Source organism: Dorea acetigenes (assembly GCF_025567385.1).
Taxonomy (GTDB): Bacteria; Bacillota; Clostridia; order Lachnospirales; family Lachnospiraceae; genus Claveliimonas; species Claveliimonas acetigenes.
The window spans coordinates 24,422-42,469 of sequence record NZ_JAOQJU010000008.1; the positions used below are offsets into that span (position 1 = coordinate 24,422).

Annotated in this window: 18 protein-coding genes and 2 pseudogenes; 17 read left to right on the forward strand and 3 right to left on the reverse strand. The window is 36.9% G+C overall.

Annotated features, from left to right (window positions below):
- Positions 1-166: 166 nt before the first annotated feature.
- Positions 167-688 carry a substrate-binding domain-containing protein gene (locus OCV99_RS08445; RefSeq protein ID WP_158369712.1) on the reverse strand — a complete coding sequence of 174 codons (522 nt, stop codon included), beginning with the start codon at positions 686-688 and terminating at the stop codon, positions 167-169.
- On the opposite strand from OCV99_RS08445, the gene OCV99_RS08450 reads away from it, so the two are divergent.
- The 5 genes from OCV99_RS08450 (at position 617) to OCV99_RS08470 (ending at position 3,661) form a co-directional block, all read left to right on the forward strand.
- Complete coding sequence (locus OCV99_RS08450; protein WP_262575265.1) at positions 617-961, forward strand: hypothetical protein; 345 nt, start codon at positions 617-619, stop codon at positions 959-961. The genes OCV99_RS08445 and OCV99_RS08450 overlap by 72 nt on opposite strands.
- A gap of 77 nt (positions 962-1,038) precedes the next feature.
- A complete protein-coding gene (locus tag OCV99_RS08455) occupies positions 1,039-1,260 on the forward strand; it encodes a DUF6718 family protein (protein ID WP_317248012.1) in 222 nt (73 codons plus the stop codon).
- A gap of 387 nt (positions 1,261-1,647) precedes the next feature.
- Positions 1,648-2,580: a virulence protein RhuM/Fic/DOC family protein gene (rhuM, locus tag OCV99_RS08460; RefSeq protein WP_158369716.1), complete on the forward strand. Its 933-nt coding sequence runs from the start codon at positions 1,648-1,650 to the stop codon at positions 2,578-2,580.
- Between the two features lie 314 nt (positions 2,581-2,894).
- Positions 2,895-3,296 carry a DUF4435 domain-containing protein gene (locus OCV99_RS08465; protein ID WP_262575238.1) on the forward strand — a complete coding sequence of 134 codons (402 nt, stop codon included), beginning with the start codon at positions 2,895-2,897 and terminating at the stop codon, positions 3,294-3,296.
- A gap of 14 nt (positions 3,297-3,310) precedes the next feature.
- Entirely contained in the window at positions 3,311-3,661 is a 351-nt protein-coding gene (locus OCV99_RS08470; RefSeq protein WP_158369720.1) for a hypothetical protein, read from the forward strand.
- A 493-nt stretch (positions 3,662-4,154) separates the two neighbouring features.
- On the opposite strand, the gene OCV99_RS08475 is transcribed toward OCV99_RS08470, so the two are convergent.
- The gene (locus OCV99_RS08475) at positions 4,155-4,775 is read right to left on the reverse strand and encodes a PBECR4 domain-containing protein (protein ID WP_158369722.1); all 621 of its coding nucleotides are present in this window, start codon (positions 4,773-4,775) and stop codon (positions 4,155-4,157) included.
- 462 nt (positions 4,776-5,237) lie between these two features.
- Positions 5,238-5,528 (reverse strand): XRE family transcriptional regulator, encoded by a 291-nt coding sequence (locus tag OCV99_RS08480; RefSeq protein ID WP_158369724.1) that lies wholly within the window; start codon positions 5,526-5,528, stop codon positions 5,238-5,240.
- A 155-nt stretch (positions 5,529-5,683) separates the two neighbouring features.
- Between OCV99_RS08480 and OCV99_RS08485 the strand changes: the two genes are divergently transcribed.
- The 12 genes and pseudogenes from OCV99_RS08485 (at position 5,684) to OCV99_RS08540 (ending at position 18,028) form a co-directional block, all read left to right on the forward strand.
- The gene (locus OCV99_RS08485; RefSeq protein ID WP_158369726.1) at positions 5,684-6,883 is read left to right on the forward strand and encodes an AIPR family protein; all 1,200 of its coding nucleotides are present in this window, start codon (positions 5,684-5,686) and stop codon (positions 6,881-6,883) included.
- Positions 6,884-6,909: 26 nt separating this feature from the next.
- On the forward strand, positions 6,910-8,838 hold the full coding sequence (locus OCV99_RS08490; RefSeq protein ID WP_158369728.1) for a hypothetical protein: 1,929 nt from the start codon (positions 6,910-6,912) through the stop codon (positions 8,836-8,838).
- A complete protein-coding gene (locus OCV99_RS08495; protein WP_158369730.1) occupies positions 8,825-9,703 on the forward strand; it encodes a hypothetical protein in 879 nt (292 codons plus the stop codon). Before OCV99_RS08490 ends, OCV99_RS08495 begins: the two co-directional genes overlap by 14 nt.
- Before the next feature lie 14 nt (positions 9,704-9,717).
- Positions 9,718-10,758: pseudogene (locus OCV99_RS08500) on the forward strand (DUF6339 family protein).
- 565 nt (positions 10,759-11,323) lie between these two features.
- Entirely contained in the window at positions 11,324-11,851 is a 528-nt protein-coding gene (locus OCV99_RS08505) for a replication initiator protein A (RefSeq protein ID WP_158369736.1), read from the forward strand.
- Positions 11,851-12,669, forward strand: coding sequence for an ATP-binding protein (locus OCV99_RS08510; RefSeq protein WP_158369737.1), 819 nt, complete (start codon positions 11,851-11,853; stop codon positions 12,667-12,669). Before OCV99_RS08505 ends, OCV99_RS08510 begins: the two co-directional genes overlap by 1 nt.
- A complete protein-coding gene (locus tag OCV99_RS08515) occupies positions 12,662-12,871 on the forward strand; it encodes an excisionase (RefSeq protein WP_158369739.1) in 210 nt (69 codons plus the stop codon). The genes OCV99_RS08510 and OCV99_RS08515 overlap by 8 nt, the downstream gene beginning before the upstream one ends.
- 140 nt (positions 12,872-13,011) lie before the next feature.
- A pseudogene (locus OCV99_RS08520) lies at positions 13,012-14,211 on the forward strand (tyrosine-type recombinase/integrase).
- Positions 14,212-14,391: 180 nt separating this feature from the next.
- A complete protein-coding gene (locus OCV99_RS08525) occupies positions 14,392-14,859 on the forward strand; it encodes a low molecular weight protein-tyrosine-phosphatase (protein ID WP_158369741.1) in 468 nt (155 codons plus the stop codon).
- A gap of 45 nt (positions 14,860-14,904) precedes the next feature.
- Positions 14,905-15,939 (forward strand): 3-deoxy-7-phosphoheptulonate synthase, encoded by a 1,035-nt coding sequence (locus OCV99_RS08530; RefSeq protein WP_158369743.1) that lies wholly within the window; start codon positions 14,905-14,907, stop codon positions 15,937-15,939.
- A 26-nt stretch (positions 15,940-15,965) separates the two neighbouring features.
- Positions 15,966-17,306, forward strand: a complete 1,341-nt coding sequence (locus tag OCV99_RS08535) for a MurT ligase domain-containing protein (protein WP_158369745.1) — start codon at positions 15,966-15,968, stop codon at positions 17,304-17,306.
- Positions 17,306-18,028, forward strand: coding sequence for a type 1 glutamine amidotransferase (locus OCV99_RS08540; RefSeq protein ID WP_158369747.1), 723 nt, complete (start codon positions 17,306-17,308; stop codon positions 18,026-18,028). The genes OCV99_RS08535 and OCV99_RS08540 overlap by 1 nt, the downstream gene beginning before the upstream one ends.
- The last annotated feature ends 20 nt before the right edge of the window (positions 18,029-18,048 follow it).

Consider the following 18,048-nt stretch of genomic DNA (forward strand, 5'->3'; position numbering starts at 1 on the left):
TACTGTCATGTTCCAGATTTCTTGAATACTGCACCAGCCGTATGCGTCGCGCTCTCTTTCTTTTGCTATTTCATATTGAAAAGTTTTAGTTGTTTCTCAAAAGATTTCCCCGCACTGCATTGAATATAGAACGATAAGATTTCTGGTTGGAAGCAAGGCAAGCCAGTCAATAGGTAACAAGTGCTTCTGTATCGCTAATAGGTATAGAGATTCTTCCGGGTGTTTTAAATCCGCGTGCAATAAACTGATCGGAATTAAAGAGCGGCAGATTGGAAGATTCAACCAGATCAGTAAGGGCACCAGGATTTCCATGTATCAGCAGGTCAGCTTCATTAAGGTTTCTTTTGCAAATGTCCAACCAGAAACCAACATTGCCGTTTACAAGAATACGGACACCGCGTAGGTCATGGAAGGTTACACTCTTTGCCTGGGCAAGAGGATGGTCTTTTGAAATGGAGATATAAAGGCGTTCCTGCATAAAACGCTGACAGAACAGCGATTTATCTTCCGGATCTGTACAGAGAATACATAATTGGTACATATGATTTTTCAGTCCAGAGATTAGCTTATCTTGTTTTACCACTTCTGAAGATATGGTTTTTCCGGGAAGTCTCTCTTGAAGTGTGGGAATAATCTCATTTACAGGGAAGGGGGAGCAGGAACCGAAGACTACAATAAAGATAATCATACATTGTATATTTTAAATACATCATATGATTACGGTTCGGACGAAGAAATATCTATTGAAACTGCATTAGACGAGAATTTTAATCAATATGATATGATTTATCGAAATGGTAATACCAGCATTGCTGCCATATTACAATTGGTTCTATCTATGGATTATTCCATTATTTTAATGAATAGGTACAGACAGGAAAAGCAACTGACAGATGTAAAGGAAGATGCCATGAAGAAAGCGTTCATAAATATGTATATAAACGCAAATATGATGATTTGATTGGTTGTACGTTGCGAAAAGAATATGAAAGTGGTAGAATCAGAACAGAAAATGAATTCAAGGAGGTGTTGGAGCGTGTGTTATCTGATCGCAAAAAAATTAGTGATATTGGTTGTTTAGCTTTACAGACAGCTCACGGTCAGCATTTAGTGGATTTTAAAAGAAAGTTAATTACTGAAATAGGAACAGATAAAGTGCAATTAGTTACAATTAGCCGTCCATCAGCATATGGAGAATATGAACCGTATCGGTTTGTTGATACAGAGCAGGAATTTGAGCAGGCAGTGAAAAGATTATGACAAATGTGGGTAGTTAGTAAAAAGGATTAACTACCCATATTTTATGATTGACGAAAGCGAATGTGATAAAATGATTAATTTACAGGCAAAAAAACAAAGGAAACAATTCAATTATTTACAACTTTTGCCCATGAAAATATGTGAATTTATAAAAAGATACATGAATTGCAAGAAAAATCAAAGTTGTAAAAATCCTTTAAATACAAGGAAAAATGAAGATATGAGGAGTTATGAGAACATGATAAAAGTACTATTCGTTTGCCACGGCAGGAAGTGTGGGGTGGATGATATTTCTTTGTTTTAATAGGATTTATGGGTCATTTAGATGATTTTTACAACTTTTGAAGGGTGTTCCGATGTGACATAATATATGGATTGGAGAAACCAATGAATAACAAAAATGAAATAATTTTATTTGAGACAGAGGATAGAATGATATCTTTACCAGTTATGGTGAAAGAGGAAACAGTTTGGCTTAATAGAAATCAGTTATCAGAACTGTTTGAACGTGACATAAAAACGATTGGTAAGCACATTAATAATGCTTTGAAGGAAGAATTATCTGGTCAAAATGCAGTTGTCGCAAAATTTGCGACAACTGCTTCCGATGGTAAAAAATACATGGTAGAACACTATAATTTGGACGTTATTATTTCTGTCGGTTATCGAGTGAAATCAAAACGAGGCATCGAATTTAGACGTTGGGCAAATGGTGTCTTAAAGGAATACATAATCAGAGGATACGCTGTGAATCATAATCGTATGGATCAATTAAACGAGGTAATACGAGTTATGAAAAGAGTAGAAAACAGCCTGGATACAAAACAAGTATTAACAGTAGTAGAAAAATATAGTCAGGCACTAGAGCTGTTAGATGCCTATGATCATCAGAATATGGAACGACCAAAAGGAAATAGAGCAACATATATTCTGACTTATGAGGAATGTAGAAAAGTAATTGATAATATGAAATTTGGTGACAGCAGTTCATTATTCGGTAATGAAAAGGATGATTCATTTAAAGGAAGCATTGGAGCAATTTATCAAAGCTTTGCAGGAGAAGACTTATATCCTACTTTAGAAGAAAAAGCTGCAAATTTATTATATTTTGTCACGAAGAATCATAGCTTTTCCGACGGAAATAAACGAATAGCTGCAACAATGTTCTTATATTTTCTGGATAAGAATGGTGTTTTATTTAAAAATGGAGAAAAACTAATTGACGACCATACACTTGTTGCACTTACGATTATGATCGCAGAATCAAATCCAGAAGAAAAAGAAATGATGATAAGTGTAATTATGAATTGTATAAAATAATTATATGGAGGGTTTAACATATGATAAAAGTATTATTCGTCTGCCACGGCAAATATTCATAGTCAACGCAAAGTGCGTCAAAACGGTGCAAATCGCGGCAGTGGAAATGGTGTTTACACCGTTTTTACTACGATTCAATTACATCCTATATTGCGGCATGGTGTCGGTGGGGGCAAATTGCGGCAAAACGTGGCATTTAAAGGACAATAATTATGAATGTAAAAATAATATTTGTTTGCTATGCGGGTATCTTCAGTTTTTGTATGGAGGGAGGATTGCAGCAGGACAAGTTTGCAAAGTAGGTGTTGGTACTGGTGTTAGAGATTTTAGGAAATAGGCAGAAAATACTTCTTGTTGAAGGTACTCCTGATAAAAGTACGGATAGAAAGTTGTATTCAAAGATTTTTGAAGATTATAATATCATACCATTAGAGGGGTGTGGCACAGTTATTCAAACAACAAAAGCGTATAATCGCATGCGCGAGTTTCATTACAAAGAGGTAAAGGGGATTATTGATCGGGATAGAAAAGCAGAAGAAGAAATAAATTCTCTTCGTACTTATGATATCTTTGTATCTAAGGTTGCAGAAATAGAGAATTTGTTTTTATTACCAGAGGTAATAAGAATTGTAGCTCGTAAGCAGAATATTGAAAATGTTGAGGAAATTGTTTCCGCAAAAAAGGAGAAAACGATTGGTTTTTTGAAAAAAATATAAATGGACAAGCACTTTTGTTTACAAGACAAAAATGTCAAAATGCTATTAATCAGATAAGCAATAAATCTGTTACTTCAATTTCAGAATATGTTGAGAATCTAAATTCTATATCATCGGAAACTAATGCAATGGAGGTATATAATAGCGTTTTGAATGAATTACAGAGAATAGTAGATGAAGCCGATTATTTGGAAGCACTTAGAGTCATTAACAATAAGGGGCTTTTACCATATACTGGTTTGTCAAATTCTTTTGGATGGAAAAAGCAATATTATATTGATTATGTTTTGAAATTATTGAATGTAACTGATGATTGTGCGGAAGCACTTTGTAATATTTTTAAGGAATATATCCCTCTACAATAAAAGAAAATTTTTTGAAAAGTAATAAATCGCAGTAGTAAAACACCCTCGTTCTTACTACGTTTTGACTACGTTTCATGTCCTCAACTTTCCCCGTTTTGCCGCATTTTGCTCATTCTGTGACAAATTTAACAATCACAGAGCAAAAATTATAGTCGGCAAACTGCGGCAAATCGGGGCAGAATACGGCATTTTAGGAGGATTTTCGTTTATGATAAAAGTATTATTCGTCTGCCACGGCAATGTTTAATGGATGTCGTGAAAACCTTGATTTTATTGGATTTCTTGGGGATTAACCAATAATTTACACCTTATTTATACCTTTGGAAGACCGGATCGGAATAGCTGAAATAATAATGTGAAGGCGTGGGAGAAAATCTCACGTCTTATTTATATGGAGAAAATGAATTTGAAATGCATTTTACTGTGTTATGTATGATGGCAACGGAGTCGTCAATTCACAAAAATGTATTCGTTAAAGAACAAATCTATCACTTTAGTTTTCGAAAAGGGAAGGATCAATTTCATCAAGGAGTTCTTCGGGGAGACATTTCTTTGTAATAGTTATATTTTTTGCTTTGTATGTAAGCTGAGTATACAGTGGTGAATTAATATCTTTTTTGAATATGGAATATATCTTTCCAGGTGGTTTAGGAACGATTGAGCGTATATCTTCACTTAATACACTGTTTGGAATGTAACAATCTTTACCTTGAATCAGACCGAGGCAGGCAGATGTTGTGCCGGTAACCTTCTCTGTATATAGCTCAAGATGCGGACCGATGTAATTACCTATCATACGAGCTTTCGTGTCTATACTCATTATGGTACTCAATACTTGAAGTTTTAATTCTGTTGTATGATTATTTTTAAATGAAAAATCATTTTCACTTAATCGACTGTTTAGGGCAGCACGATAGAAACCATTCGCATTCAGTCCTGTTCTTGGAACAACTCCGGTAAAATGAAGGAAATTATGAGAATGAAATTTTACAACTGTATGGTGTGAATGATTGTATTCGTCACGATAGACAAAAACAACTTGGTTATGCTCTAAATATTGCTGATATTGTTTTGCGCATTTTGTAATGATAGCAATAGCCTGTTTTTTAGTCATAATATTAAAGTTCCTTATATGCTGGTATTTTGGATAAATTTAAAAGGAAGGTTCTTCTGCCGTAGCAGATGACACCTTCCTTTAATGACTGATTTTTCTGTTGTCCGCCAACTGATCGGCACCCGAAGTCCGATAAGAAAACTGGTTTTTCCGTTGCCAGCCAACTGTCCGGCACCCGAAGTCCGGAAAGAATTTCGGATTTTATGTGTCAGTCCACATGATAGGCATATAGCCCATCTACTATTTATAGTATACACAGAAGAAGTGGATTATGCAATGAATTTATAAAGATTTAATATGGATATTTTTAACGCAATAGGGTTACCAATTGATATTCTAAATATGCAAAGAGCCATCCATGTAAAAGAAAATTATAGCAAAATAGAGCATGTGATATGGATTACTCATCTGTAAATATAACTTTTAAATGTAAAATAGAGCCGTTTACGTTTAAAGTATACATTATTTATATTTTTGATAAGTTTGAATAATCTCTTCAAATAAATCAACGGGATTTTCTTCTAAGGCAGCAGCGAGAACTATGAGTTTTTCGATACTAATCCAGTTTTTCCCGAGCTCTAAGTTAGCTAGGTGGCGAGATGAAATCCATGTTTCTCCCCCAAAGAGTTCATCACTTCTTAATGAAATAAAGCTTTCGCGAGAGTTGTATGCATGTCCTAAAGCTTTTCTTTTTTCGGTAATTAATTCGCCTACTTTTACTAGAGCTGGATCATATTTTTTCCTTTCGGCCATTTTAGTCATCTCCATTATAATTATGCACCATGGTGCATTGATCTATTCTACCATAAGGAATATACTTAGATCAAGATCTGAAACAGAATTTGAGAAAGACCATAAAAACTGAAATGAAAAAATGGAAAAGAAATAGAAAACGGAGGTATAAGAGTATGAATACACAGTTAAAATTCAAGGTGAACGCATTGAGGACACTTGCTTCGCCCTATAAGAAAAATGAAAAAGAAGAAGCAACATCGTTTGAAACAATTTATTATTTGTTAGTGAATATGAAGGATCTTCCAGAAAATATTCCTTTAGATGTTAATCCACGAGTACCTAAAATGGGAACGAATGTAGCAAAGAGACTTATCAATGCTGTGGTTGAGCCGGAAACAGATTTTTATATTAATAATAGAGGTATTGTTATTTCTGCAAAATCATTAAGTTTTAATAGTGTGGATTCAGAGGTGACAATTGATATTGGTAATCAGGATGATGAGAGTGACAGATATAATTATGGTATCCTTGATGGAGGACATACTTATACAGCTATAATACAGAATAGAAATAGAATTCCGGAAGACATTGAAAAATATGTTCGTATGGAAGTGATTACTAATGTGATCAATATTACAAGATTATCAGATGCGAGAAACACATCCGTTCAGGTTTCAGATATAGCATTATTTAATCTTGAAGATAGTTTTGAGAATATAAGAAACGCTATTAAAGATGAAAATTATGCTGATAAAATTGCATATAAGGATAATGAAAATAAGCCAATCAACATATCTGAATTACTTCGATTAATGTATGCATTTGATGTAGTTAAATATCCAGATGATAGTGTGGCACCTATTCAAAGCTATTCAGGTAAGGCTCAGGTTTTTAAAAGATATAAAGATGCATATGATACACCTTTTTATAAATCATTAACAAAACAATTACCGGTTCTTGTGGAACTATATGATTTGATAGAGAGAGAGTTGTCTTTGAAATACAATGAATACAAGAAAAAACTTGGGGTCGCTATTCCTAGGTTTGGAAGTGTAAAAGGTGTCGAAAATATTGAAAAAGGAACGAAAACAAATTACCTTCAGAATAGAACGAATTATTCTATATCAAGCGGTTACATTTATCCAATTTTTGGTGCATTTCGTTCATTGTTAAGATTTGATGAAGAGACAGGTGAGGTTTCATGGCTGTTTAATCCTTTGGAAATTTGGGAGGAAGTCGGAACAAGTATTGTGCAGAATACATTTGAAAGTAGCAATAATCCGCAACTTGCAGGAAAGGATAAGCAATTATGGCTGTCAAATTATCGAATTGTTGAAACTCAAAGTTTGAGAAAACTTCTTAAGAGACGATAGAAAAATATAAAGAGAGGGACAGTAAGATGGCTAGGTGGAATTTCCCAGGTAACCAGGATGGACAGGTAAAAGGAGTTGCAGATGCAGGTATCGAAAATTTTAATGGAACTGAGCTTTCATCTTTGGCACGAGAAAATTGCCAAAATTCTTTGGATGCCGCATTGAATGATAGTAACCCGGATGTTCTGGTTGAATTTGAAAGATATTTTGTGCCTGCAAAGCAGATTCCTGGTATTATGGAATACCGAAATATTTTGAAAAAATGTAAGGCTTTTTGGGATAGATCAAAGAGCGAAAAAGCTAAACTTTTTTTGAAAGATGCCATAAAAGAGGCAGAAAAGGAGAATACTTTTTTACTCAGAATTAGTGATTATAATACAACGGGACTTTCAGATCCATATACACAATCCAATGATCCATTTAATTTTAGTTTCGATGGATGGAATGCATTGATAAAAATTGATGGTGGTGCGAATAAAGGTGATGATAAGGCTGGAGCATTTGGTATCGGAAAAAGTGCACCATTTAGTAATTCGCATTATAGATTGGTGTTTTACAGAACGTACAATCAGAAATATGAGCGTGCTGCACAGGGCATTTCAAGATTAATGTCATATCAAGATGGAGCGTTGATGACTAGCGGGATTGGTTATTATGGAGAAACAAAAGGAAATAATCCGGTAGAGGTAATACCGGAACTTGATAGTATAAATAGAAGATCTGAAATAGGGACAGATGTTTTTATTTATGGATTTAAGTCTGCAAGCGATTGGGAAACAGAAATTACGGTAGCATTATTGGAAAGTTTTCTTATGTCATTTTTTAATGAGCAGCTTCGAGTAAAGGTACAAGGAAGAGAAATTAATAAAAAATCATTACCAGGATATATGGAACGTGTTCATAGAGAACGCCCGGGTGCAACTAAAGGAACTTATGGCAATTATCTTGCGTTGACGCGAACAGAGGGCGTTCATATATATTCACAGGATTTTCATGGTATGGGTACATTGGAATTGAGACTGTTAGTTGATCCGAATGAAAAATTAGATAGAAAAGTTTTGATTGTGAGGAAGGCTGGAATGAAATTATTTCGGCTTGGAAATATATCTAAATTGGTTCCTTTTACAGGAATTCTTGAATTACAGGGGAAAGATTTAAACAGTTATTTCCGCGCTATGGAAACAGTCGCTCATGATAATTGGGAACCCGGAAGGCATCCAAATCCGAAACAGGCTAAAGCGTATTATGAAGAAATTAAGGACTGGATTAGAATCTGTGTAGCAGAACTTGCTGAAAATACAAGTGATGATGAAATAGACGTTGAGGGGTTAGGTGGTGTTCTTCAAAAAGAGCCAGAGGCAGTAGACACTGGTGATTCAGATAATAAACGGGAAAACATCAATGATCATCTGGGGAACATTAATGTTTTGGAACGACCAATTAAGACTCCATCAAAAGGATTCTTTTATGGAAAAGGAGATGAAGGCAGCAGTCAATCTACAACCACAAGTGGAACACTTGGAAAAATGGGCGAAGTAGGACTTAGAATTCTGAAAGGAAAAAGAAAACGAAAAAAATTAGATACGCATCGAGGAATCCCGGATCCAAATGGAAAAGATGTTGTGCTACAGAAAAAAGCAGGTGGGGAGACTAGTTGTCCGCTTAAAAATGTGCGCATTATAAAAAAAGGTACAGGAATATATTCTCTTAATTTTGAAATACCACATGATGTGGAGTATGGAAGGATTGAACTTGTCACTGTAGGAGAAAATGGAAAGTCTAATAGGCTTCGTATAACAGATGTTAATCCGACATCTGGATGTGAAACAGCAAAATTGAACGGAGATTTGATAGAAACTCTGAATATGACATCTTCTGGGAAAGTAAAGATTATTGTAACTCTTGCAGATTCACATGATTATGCTATGGAGGTAAATGTATATGAACATAACTAATAGATTATTTACCTATCCGGTATTAAGTGATGAGAAGGACGATTATAAGGAATCCTTTTTTAGTGTTGATTACGAACAGTCGATGCAAGGAGTCAACAGCCTAAGGCTAAGTTTTGATATTACTATGAATTGTCATGAATTAGAGCAGTTAATTATAGACGGAAAAGCGGATTATGTCATACATTTGGAATGCTCGACAACAGCATACAGAGAAGTGTTGCATTCCGTATCAAAACATATTGAACATGTCATACCAATTGGAAGAATAAATGGATCATTTGATGTTGTAGCATTTATTATTCTTAAAAAGAATATTACAGGTTTTTTCTGTACAGACTGGGTAGATGATTTTCAAGATACTACATTTAATTTATTCACGGGATCTATTTTGGCCTATCAAAACCTTAACAGTTTGGACGTAACAAAAGATTACGAGGAGTTTACAAATGCGGGTTCGATTTTTGCAGTTTATAAAAGAATTACGGAAGATAATTGTCCGGCTGAAATAAATCTTGAATCAAATAAAATTAGGATTGGTTTGGGAACTAAAGATTATGATGTATATGCTGTGTACTCTGGAAAGACAGAATTACAGTCTTTGTTTCACTCAATGTTAATACTACCAGTATTGGTTTATGTGTTTGAAGAATTAAGACAGGAAGGTGGAGAGGAAACATATCATAACAAAGAATGGTTTTTAGCTTTGGAAAAGTCTTATGCAAAGAGGGGCATTACTTTCATGGAAGAGGTACTTAATCCAGAGAAAACCTCTTATCAATTGGCGCAAGAAGCAATGGAATTGCCTTTGAGCAAAGCATTTGATCAGATTCCAATATTCTTTGATACCACAGAGGAGGACTCGTAATGAAACTATACATAATGAAACGAGAAGCACTCGAAATGTTTAAAGCTAATTTGCCAGTCGTTTATGGAAAATACTATACGGAAAAAACAAATCAATGGATTACTGATATTTGTGGAGAGGATCCTTTTATCGAATTTAAAGATGTTACAGAATTTAAATTGGCTGATTTGAATTCTGATTTAACACCTGGGGAAATAGACCTTAATAATTGCAAGATCCTTTATGAAAAATTACAGTTTTTGAGTGAATCACAAGCCAGTGATGAACGTCTATGGGCAGGTTTGGCTCATACTACGTTTTACGATTACATGCGTAAACGGTGGGGATATGGATACGGGAAAAAGCCGAAGAGTGCTGAAAAAGAAGCGGGTGCCATACAGACCAGATTTTTTTACAGATATACTGGAAGAAGCGGATTTTACAGAAATACGTTATCAAAATGCTGGTGGGTAGGACATAATACTTAAGATCCTAACAATAATCAAAATCACTTCGAAAGTCTGGATATTATTGGAAGTAATGATTTGAATTCTAAAATTAATGAGTTCTTTTATAACTTTACATTTTCTTCTAATCCAGATGTTATGGCTGCCATTATAGAAGCACTGCGACAATTTAAGGATGAAGGACGTCACGTACTAGTGAAAGATCATATAAGACCTGCAATGTCATATTTAAACGCAGTTGGGGGATCGGTGGTTATTGATTGTTTGGAAAAGGAAGAAATCACTAGAATATTCACCGATGCAGTAGATGCAATTATGCAAGGTGATGTCCCTACATTAAATCTTGAAGGAAATATATCTGCAGAAGAAGAGGATATTGATTATTCTGATGATGAAAATACAGATGCTGTTGATATATCAGATGTTCCTGAGGTGACATTAGGATGTAAGGTTGTAATTCGCAATATAGATAAGGAAACCAAAACATATAGATATGACATGGTAAATGGAATGCTGCCTAAAGCGGTTGAAGTGTTTACAGGATGTAAAGTTGGAGATGTAATTGAAATGATGGGAAAAGAATGGAGAATTGAGGATGTAATATTCTAAGTTGCTAGAAAAATAAAAAGAAAATTGAAAAGATATCTTTGGAATATTTAGTATATGGCTGAAAAAGTTCATCATCATGAGCAAAAACGAAATGGGGACTTTTTATTCAATAAAAGATATACTTAAAAGAAAAAAGCTCATAATCCCTAGTGACCACCGCAATATTTCAAAATGGTATCCAACATTGCTTACTGCTCCTAAGAGAAAGAAACACCAGAGCAAGATCCACCCGTGTAATACAGTATCGCCAGTTTGCCAATTCTGTATTATTCACAGATCAAGAACTTGATGGGGTTATTTCCCCATATCCACATAAAAATATATTTGCCAGCAAATATATTTTATCAGATACGTAAAGCGTATCAGGAAGTCACAGACAACAAAATAATGAATATTTTGACAAGGCATTCAACCTAAAAAGTTGGATGCTTTTCTTTTTTTATAAAAAAATATTTTGTATACCCTGTATTTATGCTTCTCAGCGTTTCGATATATGTAAGGACATTTTTTCAGCCGGCTTAGAAAACGTCTTTACACTAAATTGAATTAGAAACGAGGCGAGAAAATGAAATATGAATACATGACGGAGTCAGAGCAGACACTTCAGTACTTCCAGTTCCCGAAGTTTTTGTTACATCTTCCAATCTCTCAAAATGCAAAATTCCTTTATATGATTTTATATGACCGTGCACGGATATCGAGGAAGAATAACTGGATAGATAACAAAGGGAATGTTTATCTGATATTTCCAATCGATGAATTATCTGTTCAGATTGGTAAGTGCAAATCATCTGTAAAAATAGCATTGAAGGAATTAGACGAGGCAGGATTATTGGTTCGCAGATCTGGTGGATTTTCAAAACCAAATCATTTATATGTGAGAATTCCATCTGATGAGATAAGTTTACAGCCAGTTGATAATAAAGCGGACAAAAGGATGGCTATGACAGAGTCGGAAAAGAATCTTTCATCTGGTCGTAAAAATGGCTGTGCAGAAGTCGGAAATGTGGCACCTAGTAAAGTAACTGAGAAATATAAAAGAAATAAATATCATGAAGTAAATTATGGCTATGAAGAAGGAGAAAGTCTGTGATGAGAGAAGAAAATACAATGTATTTGGTTAAAGATGGATTGAAGTATTGTAAAGTTTGTGGAGAACCGAAAGAGGCGTATTTCCCGGCAGGAGGATTTATGGGGATGAAGAAACACTCCAGACAATGTGCCTGCGACAGAAAAGCATATGAAGAAGAGCAAAGATATTTTAAGGAAAAAGAACACCGGGAATTAGTCAGTAGAAATACAAGAATCTGTTTTGAAGAAAGCAGAATGGAAGAGTGGACATTTGAAAATGCGGACATGTCGGATGCGGTTATGAATAAGGCGAAAAACTATGTTGAAAGCTGGAATAAAATGAAACGAAATCATATAGGGCTATTGCTCTGGGAACCAGTTGGTACTGGAAAAAGCTACGTTTCTGGTTGTATTGCCAATGCTCTTTTGAAACAGGAAGTAACAGTCAAGATGACAAATTTCAATACGATTATTGATGATATATTTCCACTGGCAGATAAAACTGAATACATCAATGCCTTGGCTAGTTATGAACTTTTGATTATCGATGATTTGGGAGTAGAGCGCAATTCAGAGTATGCGTTAGGAATTGTGTTTAGTGTTATAGACCGAAGAATCCGCTCCGGAAGACCATTGATCGTAACAACCAATCTTCCGTTGAAAGAACTGAAAAATGAAACGATGTTAGAGAAAAAGCGTATTTATGATCGTATTCTGGAAATGTGTACACCAATATATGTGGGAGGTACAAGTAAACGGGAGAAAATCGCAAGTATGAAAATGGATAAAGCAAAAAAGATGTTGGAAGGAGCCGAAAGGAGGATGAATGAAGATGAGTAATACGGACAAGATGGTACCTGTTTGGGAAAAATATTCTTTGAACATTCCGGAGGCTGCGGAGTATTACGGGATTGGAGAAAAGAGACTGAGACAGATCGCCAATGAAAATGTGGGAGCAGATTTTATTCTGGAAATTGGCTCACATATTCGGTTTAAAAGAAGATTATTTGAGAAGTATCTGGATTTATCCAGCACGGTTTAAAGGATAGGCGACAAGGCGGAAATCAATGGCGAAAATAATGTTCATTTTATCTTAGCGAAGAGAGTGTCTTGTGATATAATCAATACTACCGAGACGGTCTTCCAAGTTAAATGAACATTTGATGAAGGAGACTGAATATTATGAGTGAAAAAAAGAGAGATCATAGAGGACGTATATTACACAATGGAGAAATGCAGTTATCTGATGGCAGATATCGATTTAAGTATGCAGATGAGATGGGAAAAGAACGCTGTGTGTATAGTTGGAGACTGGACCATAATGATGCGACTCCAAAAGGAAAACGTCGTACAGCATCACTTCGAGAATTGGAAAAGAGAATCTAGGCAGACCGATTTGACCAGATTATAACAAATGGCGGAAATATAACAGTGCTGGAACTGGTTGAAAAATATATTTCGACTAGAACTGGTGTCAGACCGACAACGGTTGCCGGATATGGGACGGTCATCAATCTTTTGAAGAAAGATCCATTTGGAAAAAGAAGGATTGATATGGTTCGGATTTCCGATGCGAAATGTTGGCTGATACATCTTCAAAAAATTGAGAAGAAAAGCTACAGTTCCATTCATTCCATCCGTGGAGTTCTTCGACCGGCATTTCAATTGGCGGTAGACGATGATCTGATTAGAAAAAATCCATTTCAGTTTCAACTGGTGGAAGTGATTGTGAATGACAGTGTGACAAGAGAGGCAATTACCAGAGGTGAAGAACGGAAGTTCTTACAATTTGTGAAGGATGATCCACATTTCAGTAAGTACTACGAAGGCATTTACATACTGTTTAAGACGGGACTTCGCATCTCAGAATTTTGTGGGCTGACTGTTTCTGATATTGATTTTAAAGAACATACGATCAATATTGACCACCAATTGCAGAAGAAATCAAAAATTGGATATTATATTCAAGAAACAAAGACAATCAGCGGAACAAGAAAGATACCTATGACTGCGGATGTAGAAGAATGTTTTCGGAAGATTATAGAAAAACGAAATCCACCAAAAACAGAACCCATGATAGAGGGGAAGAGCGGATTTTTATACTTTGATAAAGATGGAAGTATATGCTATTCTTTGCACTGGGAGCATTACTTTAAACATATTGTTCAGAAGTATAATAAAATTTACAAAGTTCAGATGCCAAATGTTACACCGCATGTATGTAGACATACTTATTGTTCTAATATGGCAAAGTCGGGAATGAATCCAAAAGCATTACAATATTTGATGGGGCATTCAGATATAAGTGTTACATTGAATACATATACGCATGTCAATCTTGAGGATGCCAGAGAAGAAGTCGCCAGACTTCGGATTGTGTAATTACGTTTTTAATGCTTAAAATGGCAAGGTGTAAAACCTTGGAATTTACACCTTGTTTTACACCTTTTGCGAACTAACATATGCCATAACACACCAATTTATGCCAAAAAGCAATTTTTTACAAAGGCTCACAAAGCCTGAAATACCAAGAAAAACAAGGAAATGCGAGGTTATGCAAGAATGATAAAAATACTTTTCGTCTGCCACGGCAACATTTGCCGTTCTCCCATGGCGGAATTTGTATTCCGTGATCTGGTGCAGAAGCGTGGAATGGGCAATCAGTTGCATATTGCATCTGCGGCGACCAGTACAGAGGAACTTGGCAATCCGGTTCACCGCGGTACGGTTAATAAATTAAAAGAATATGGGATTAGTACGGCAGGAAAATATGCCGTGCAGCTTAAGAAGAAAGATTACAGAGAATATGATTATCTGATTGGAATGGATGATTGGAATATCCGCAATATGTTGCGTATCCTGGGTGGAGATCCGGAACACAAAGTGTACAAGCTTTTGGATTTTTCAGATAATCCCAGAGATATTGCGGATCCTTGGTATACGGGGAATTTTGACCGTACCTATGATGATATTATGGAGGGATGTGAAGGTTTCCTAAAGTATTTGATGGAACGGGGGATGGTGTGGTAATATGGAGAAGATGGCAAGAGGATAAATAGACTGGAGGATAAAACAATGTCAATGAAGATTAACCATGAGCTGCCACTGCCGGAGATATTGAAGGCGGAGTACCCGGTGCCGGAGAAGCTTAAGAAGATTAAAGTAGAAAGAGATCGCGAAATCAGAGATGTTTTTACGGGGAAGTCAGATAAATTTGTTGTGCTGGTGGGCCCGTGTTCGGCGGATAATGAAGATTCCGTGTGTGAATATGTAAATCGACTGAAGGAAGTGGCAGATAGGGTTTCGGACAGATTACTGATTATACCGAGAGTGTATACGAACAAGCCCCGTACGACCGGAGATGGATATAAAGGAATGCTGCATCAGCCGGATCCGGATAAGGCACCGGATCTTCTGGCGGGGATTATTGCAATTCGCAAGCTCCATATTCGTGTGATGGAGGAGACAGGTCTGACATCTGCAGATGAAATGTTGTATCCTGAGAATAGAAGCTATTTGGATGACGTATTGTCTTACGAGGCGGTGGGAGCCCGTTCTGTGGAAAATCAGCAGCATAGGCTGACTGCCAGTGGAATGGATATCCCGGTAGGGATGAAGAATCCTACCAGCGGCGATTTGTCAGTAATGTTAAATTCTGTTACAGCGGCACAGCATCCCCATCGTTTTATTTATAGAGGGTGTGATGTGAGAACCAGCGGAAATGAACTGGCACATACGATTTTGCGTGGCGGTGTGGATAAGTATGGGAAGAATATTCCAAACTATCATTATGAAGATCTTGCGCGTTTGGCGGAAATGTATGCGAAGAGAGAGTTGAAGAATCCGGCAGTTGTAGTGGATGTGAACCATTCCAATTCCGGCAAGCAGTTTAAGGAACAGATTCGTATTGTCAGTGAGGTAATGCACAGCAGGAATTATAACCCTGAGCTGAAGCGTTTGGTGAAGGGTGTAATGATTGAAAGTTATCTTGTGGAGGGCAGGCAGGATATCAGCGAGAATCATGTTTATGGGCAGTCGATTACCGATCCGTGCCTTGGATGGGAGGATACGGAGAAGCTGATTTATAGTATTGCTGAAAGAAATGCGTAGAAGAATAAGATAAAGGACAGGTTTTTATGAGATTACGTAGAATGATAGCCATATGGGCGGCAAAACTGGCTGAAAAGGTGAGCGTGCATATTTTTCACCGCCAGGGTGTGACCTGGGCAGGGAAGATTGCGCTTAAAATATGTCCGGATATATTGAAAGAACTGGCGGCACAGGTGAAGGGTGCGATTTTCATTGTGTGTGGAACAAACGGAAAGACGACAACCAATAATATGCTTTGTGCAGCGTTGGAGGCGGAAGGAAAAAAAGTTATCTGTAACCACACCGGTTCTAATATGTTAAATGGTGTTGTAGCGGCATTTGCCCTGGGAGCAGGGTTAAACGGCAATTTGAAGGCGGATTGTGCCTGCATAGAGATAGATGAGGCATCTACCAGAAGGGTGTTTCCGTATTTTAAACCGGATTATATGGTGCTTACGAATCTGTTCCGGGATCAGCTTGACAGGTATGGTGAAATAGATATTACGATGAACATTTTAAAAGAGGTGATGGAGAGCGCACCGGATATGAAAGTGATTGTAAATGGGGATGATGCGCTTTCTGCGTTTCTGGCAATGGATGCAGGCAATCCGTTTCTCACCTATGGTATTAGTGAGAAGGTGATGGATGATAAGGATTCTCACGAAATTCGCGAGGGACGCTTCTGCAAGAAATGTGGCGCGCCTCTGGAATATAAATTCTATCATTACAGCCAGCTTGGTGATTATGCATGTACAGGCTGTGATTTTAAGCGGCCGGAGATTTTGTTTAACGCTTCTGAGATTGAAGTGGGGGAACGGCTTTCTTTTACAGTGGAGGGCAGAAGGATTACAGCAAATTATAAAGGATTCTATAATGTATATAATATCCTGGCAGCTTATGCGGCGGTAAGGGCAGCAGGTATTGAGCCTGTGCATTTTAATGAGATGCTTGCAGACTTTAATCCTGAAAATGGACGTATGGAACAGTTTGTGATTCGGGATACGAAGATTATTCTGAACCTTGCCAAGAACCCGGCAGGCTTTAATCAGAATATTTCTGCGGTTATGCAGGATGATACCCGGAAGGATTTGATAATTGTGATTAATGACAATGCTCAGGACGGCACGGATGTATCCTGGCTGTGGGATGTAGATTTCGACCGGTTCAAAGAGGCAAATGTTCATTCCATTGTAGTCAGCGGTATCCGATGCCAGGATATGCGGCTTAGGCTGAAGTATGTGGATATTCCTTCTATGCTGGAAGCTGATGTGGAGAAGGCAATCTGTGAGCGTGTGGAAAATGGGTGTGGGAATCTGTATGTATTGGTAAATTATACGGCGCTTTTTAGCACCAGGAACGTGCTGAAACGATTGGAGGGACAGAAGTGATGGAGCGTAAGATAACGATAGGGCATTTATATCCTGATCTTTTGAACCTTTACGGAGACAGGGGAAATATTGCTTGTTTGATGCAGCGATGTAAATGGCGTGGGATTGAGGCAGAGACAATAGAGTTTGAATTGAAGGATGAAATTGATTTTGCAAAGCTGGATATTGTGCTCCTGGGTGGAGGCTCTGACAGAGAGCAGATGATTGTGTGTCAGAAGCTAAAAGAGATTCAAAAGGATTTTAAAGCATATGTGGAAGACAATGGTGTGGTGATTGCCGTGTGTGGAGGCTATCAGCTTCTGGGCAATTATTATAAGACTGAAGATGGAGTGATGGAAGGTCTTGAACTGGTAGATATTTATACAGAGCAGGAAGAAGGAAGGCTGATCGATAATATTGTCCTTCAGAGTGAATTAGTTGCTATGCCTGTGGTCGGGTTTGAAAATCATGGAGGCAGGACGTATATTGGTGAAAACCAGCCTTTTGGAAAAGTTTTATATGGTTCAGGGAATGACGGAAAAAGCGGATATGAGGGAGTCGTATATAAAAATGTTATCGGTACCTATCTTCATGGACCGCTTTTGCCAAAGAATCCGCAGGTTTGTGACTGGTTGATTGCAAGGGCGCTGGAACGTAAATACGGGGAAGCTGATTTGGCGCCTCTTGATGACAGTCAGGAACAGGAGGCAAATGATTATATTTATCATCGGTTTGTAAAATAGAACGAAAAAAGGCTGCATTC

Coding starts and splice junctions, on each gene's coding strand:
- OCV99_RS08445 (WP_158369712.1), bottom strand. CDS start 688: ATGATTATCTTTATTGTAGTCTTCGGTTCCTGCTCCCCCTTCCCTGTA.
- rhuM (WP_158369716.1), top strand. CDS start 1,648: ATGAATAACAAAAATGAAATAATTTTATTTGAGACAGAGGATAGAATG.
- OCV99_RS08475 (WP_158369722.1), bottom strand. CDS start 4,775: ATGACTAAAAAACAGGCTATTGCTATCATTACAAAATGCGCAAAACAA.
- OCV99_RS08480 (WP_158369724.1), bottom strand. CDS start 5,528: ATGGCCGAAAGGAAAAAATATGATCCAGCTCTAGTAAAAGTAGGCGAA.
- OCV99_RS08485 (WP_158369726.1), top strand. CDS start 5,684: ATGAATACACAGTTAAAATTCAAGGTGAACGCATTGAGGACACTTGCT.
- OCV99_RS08490 (WP_158369728.1), top strand. CDS start 6,910: ATGGCTAGGTGGAATTTCCCAGGTAACCAGGATGGACAGGTAAAAGGA.
- OCV99_RS08495 (WP_158369730.1), top strand. CDS start 8,825: ATGAACATAACTAATAGATTATTTACCTATCCGGTATTAAGTGATGAG.
- OCV99_RS08505 (WP_158369736.1), top strand. CDS start 11,324: ATGAAATATGAATACATGACGGAGTCAGAGCAGACACTTCAGTACTTC.
- OCV99_RS08510 (WP_158369737.1), top strand. CDS start 11,851: ATGAGAGAAGAAAATACAATGTATTTGGTTAAAGATGGATTGAAGTAT.
- OCV99_RS08515 (WP_158369739.1), top strand. CDS start 12,662: ATGAGTAATACGGACAAGATGGTACCTGTTTGGGAAAAATATTCTTTG.
- OCV99_RS08525 (WP_158369741.1), top strand. CDS start 14,392: ATGATAAAAATACTTTTCGTCTGCCACGGCAACATTTGCCGTTCTCCC.
- OCV99_RS08530 (WP_158369743.1), top strand. CDS start 14,905: ATGTCAATGAAGATTAACCATGAGCTGCCACTGCCGGAGATATTGAAG.
- OCV99_RS08535 (WP_158369745.1), top strand. CDS start 15,966: ATGAGATTACGTAGAATGATAGCCATATGGGCGGCAAAACTGGCTGAA.
- OCV99_RS08540 (WP_158369747.1), top strand. CDS start 17,306: ATGGAGCGTAAGATAACGATAGGGCATTTATATCCTGATCTTTTGAAC.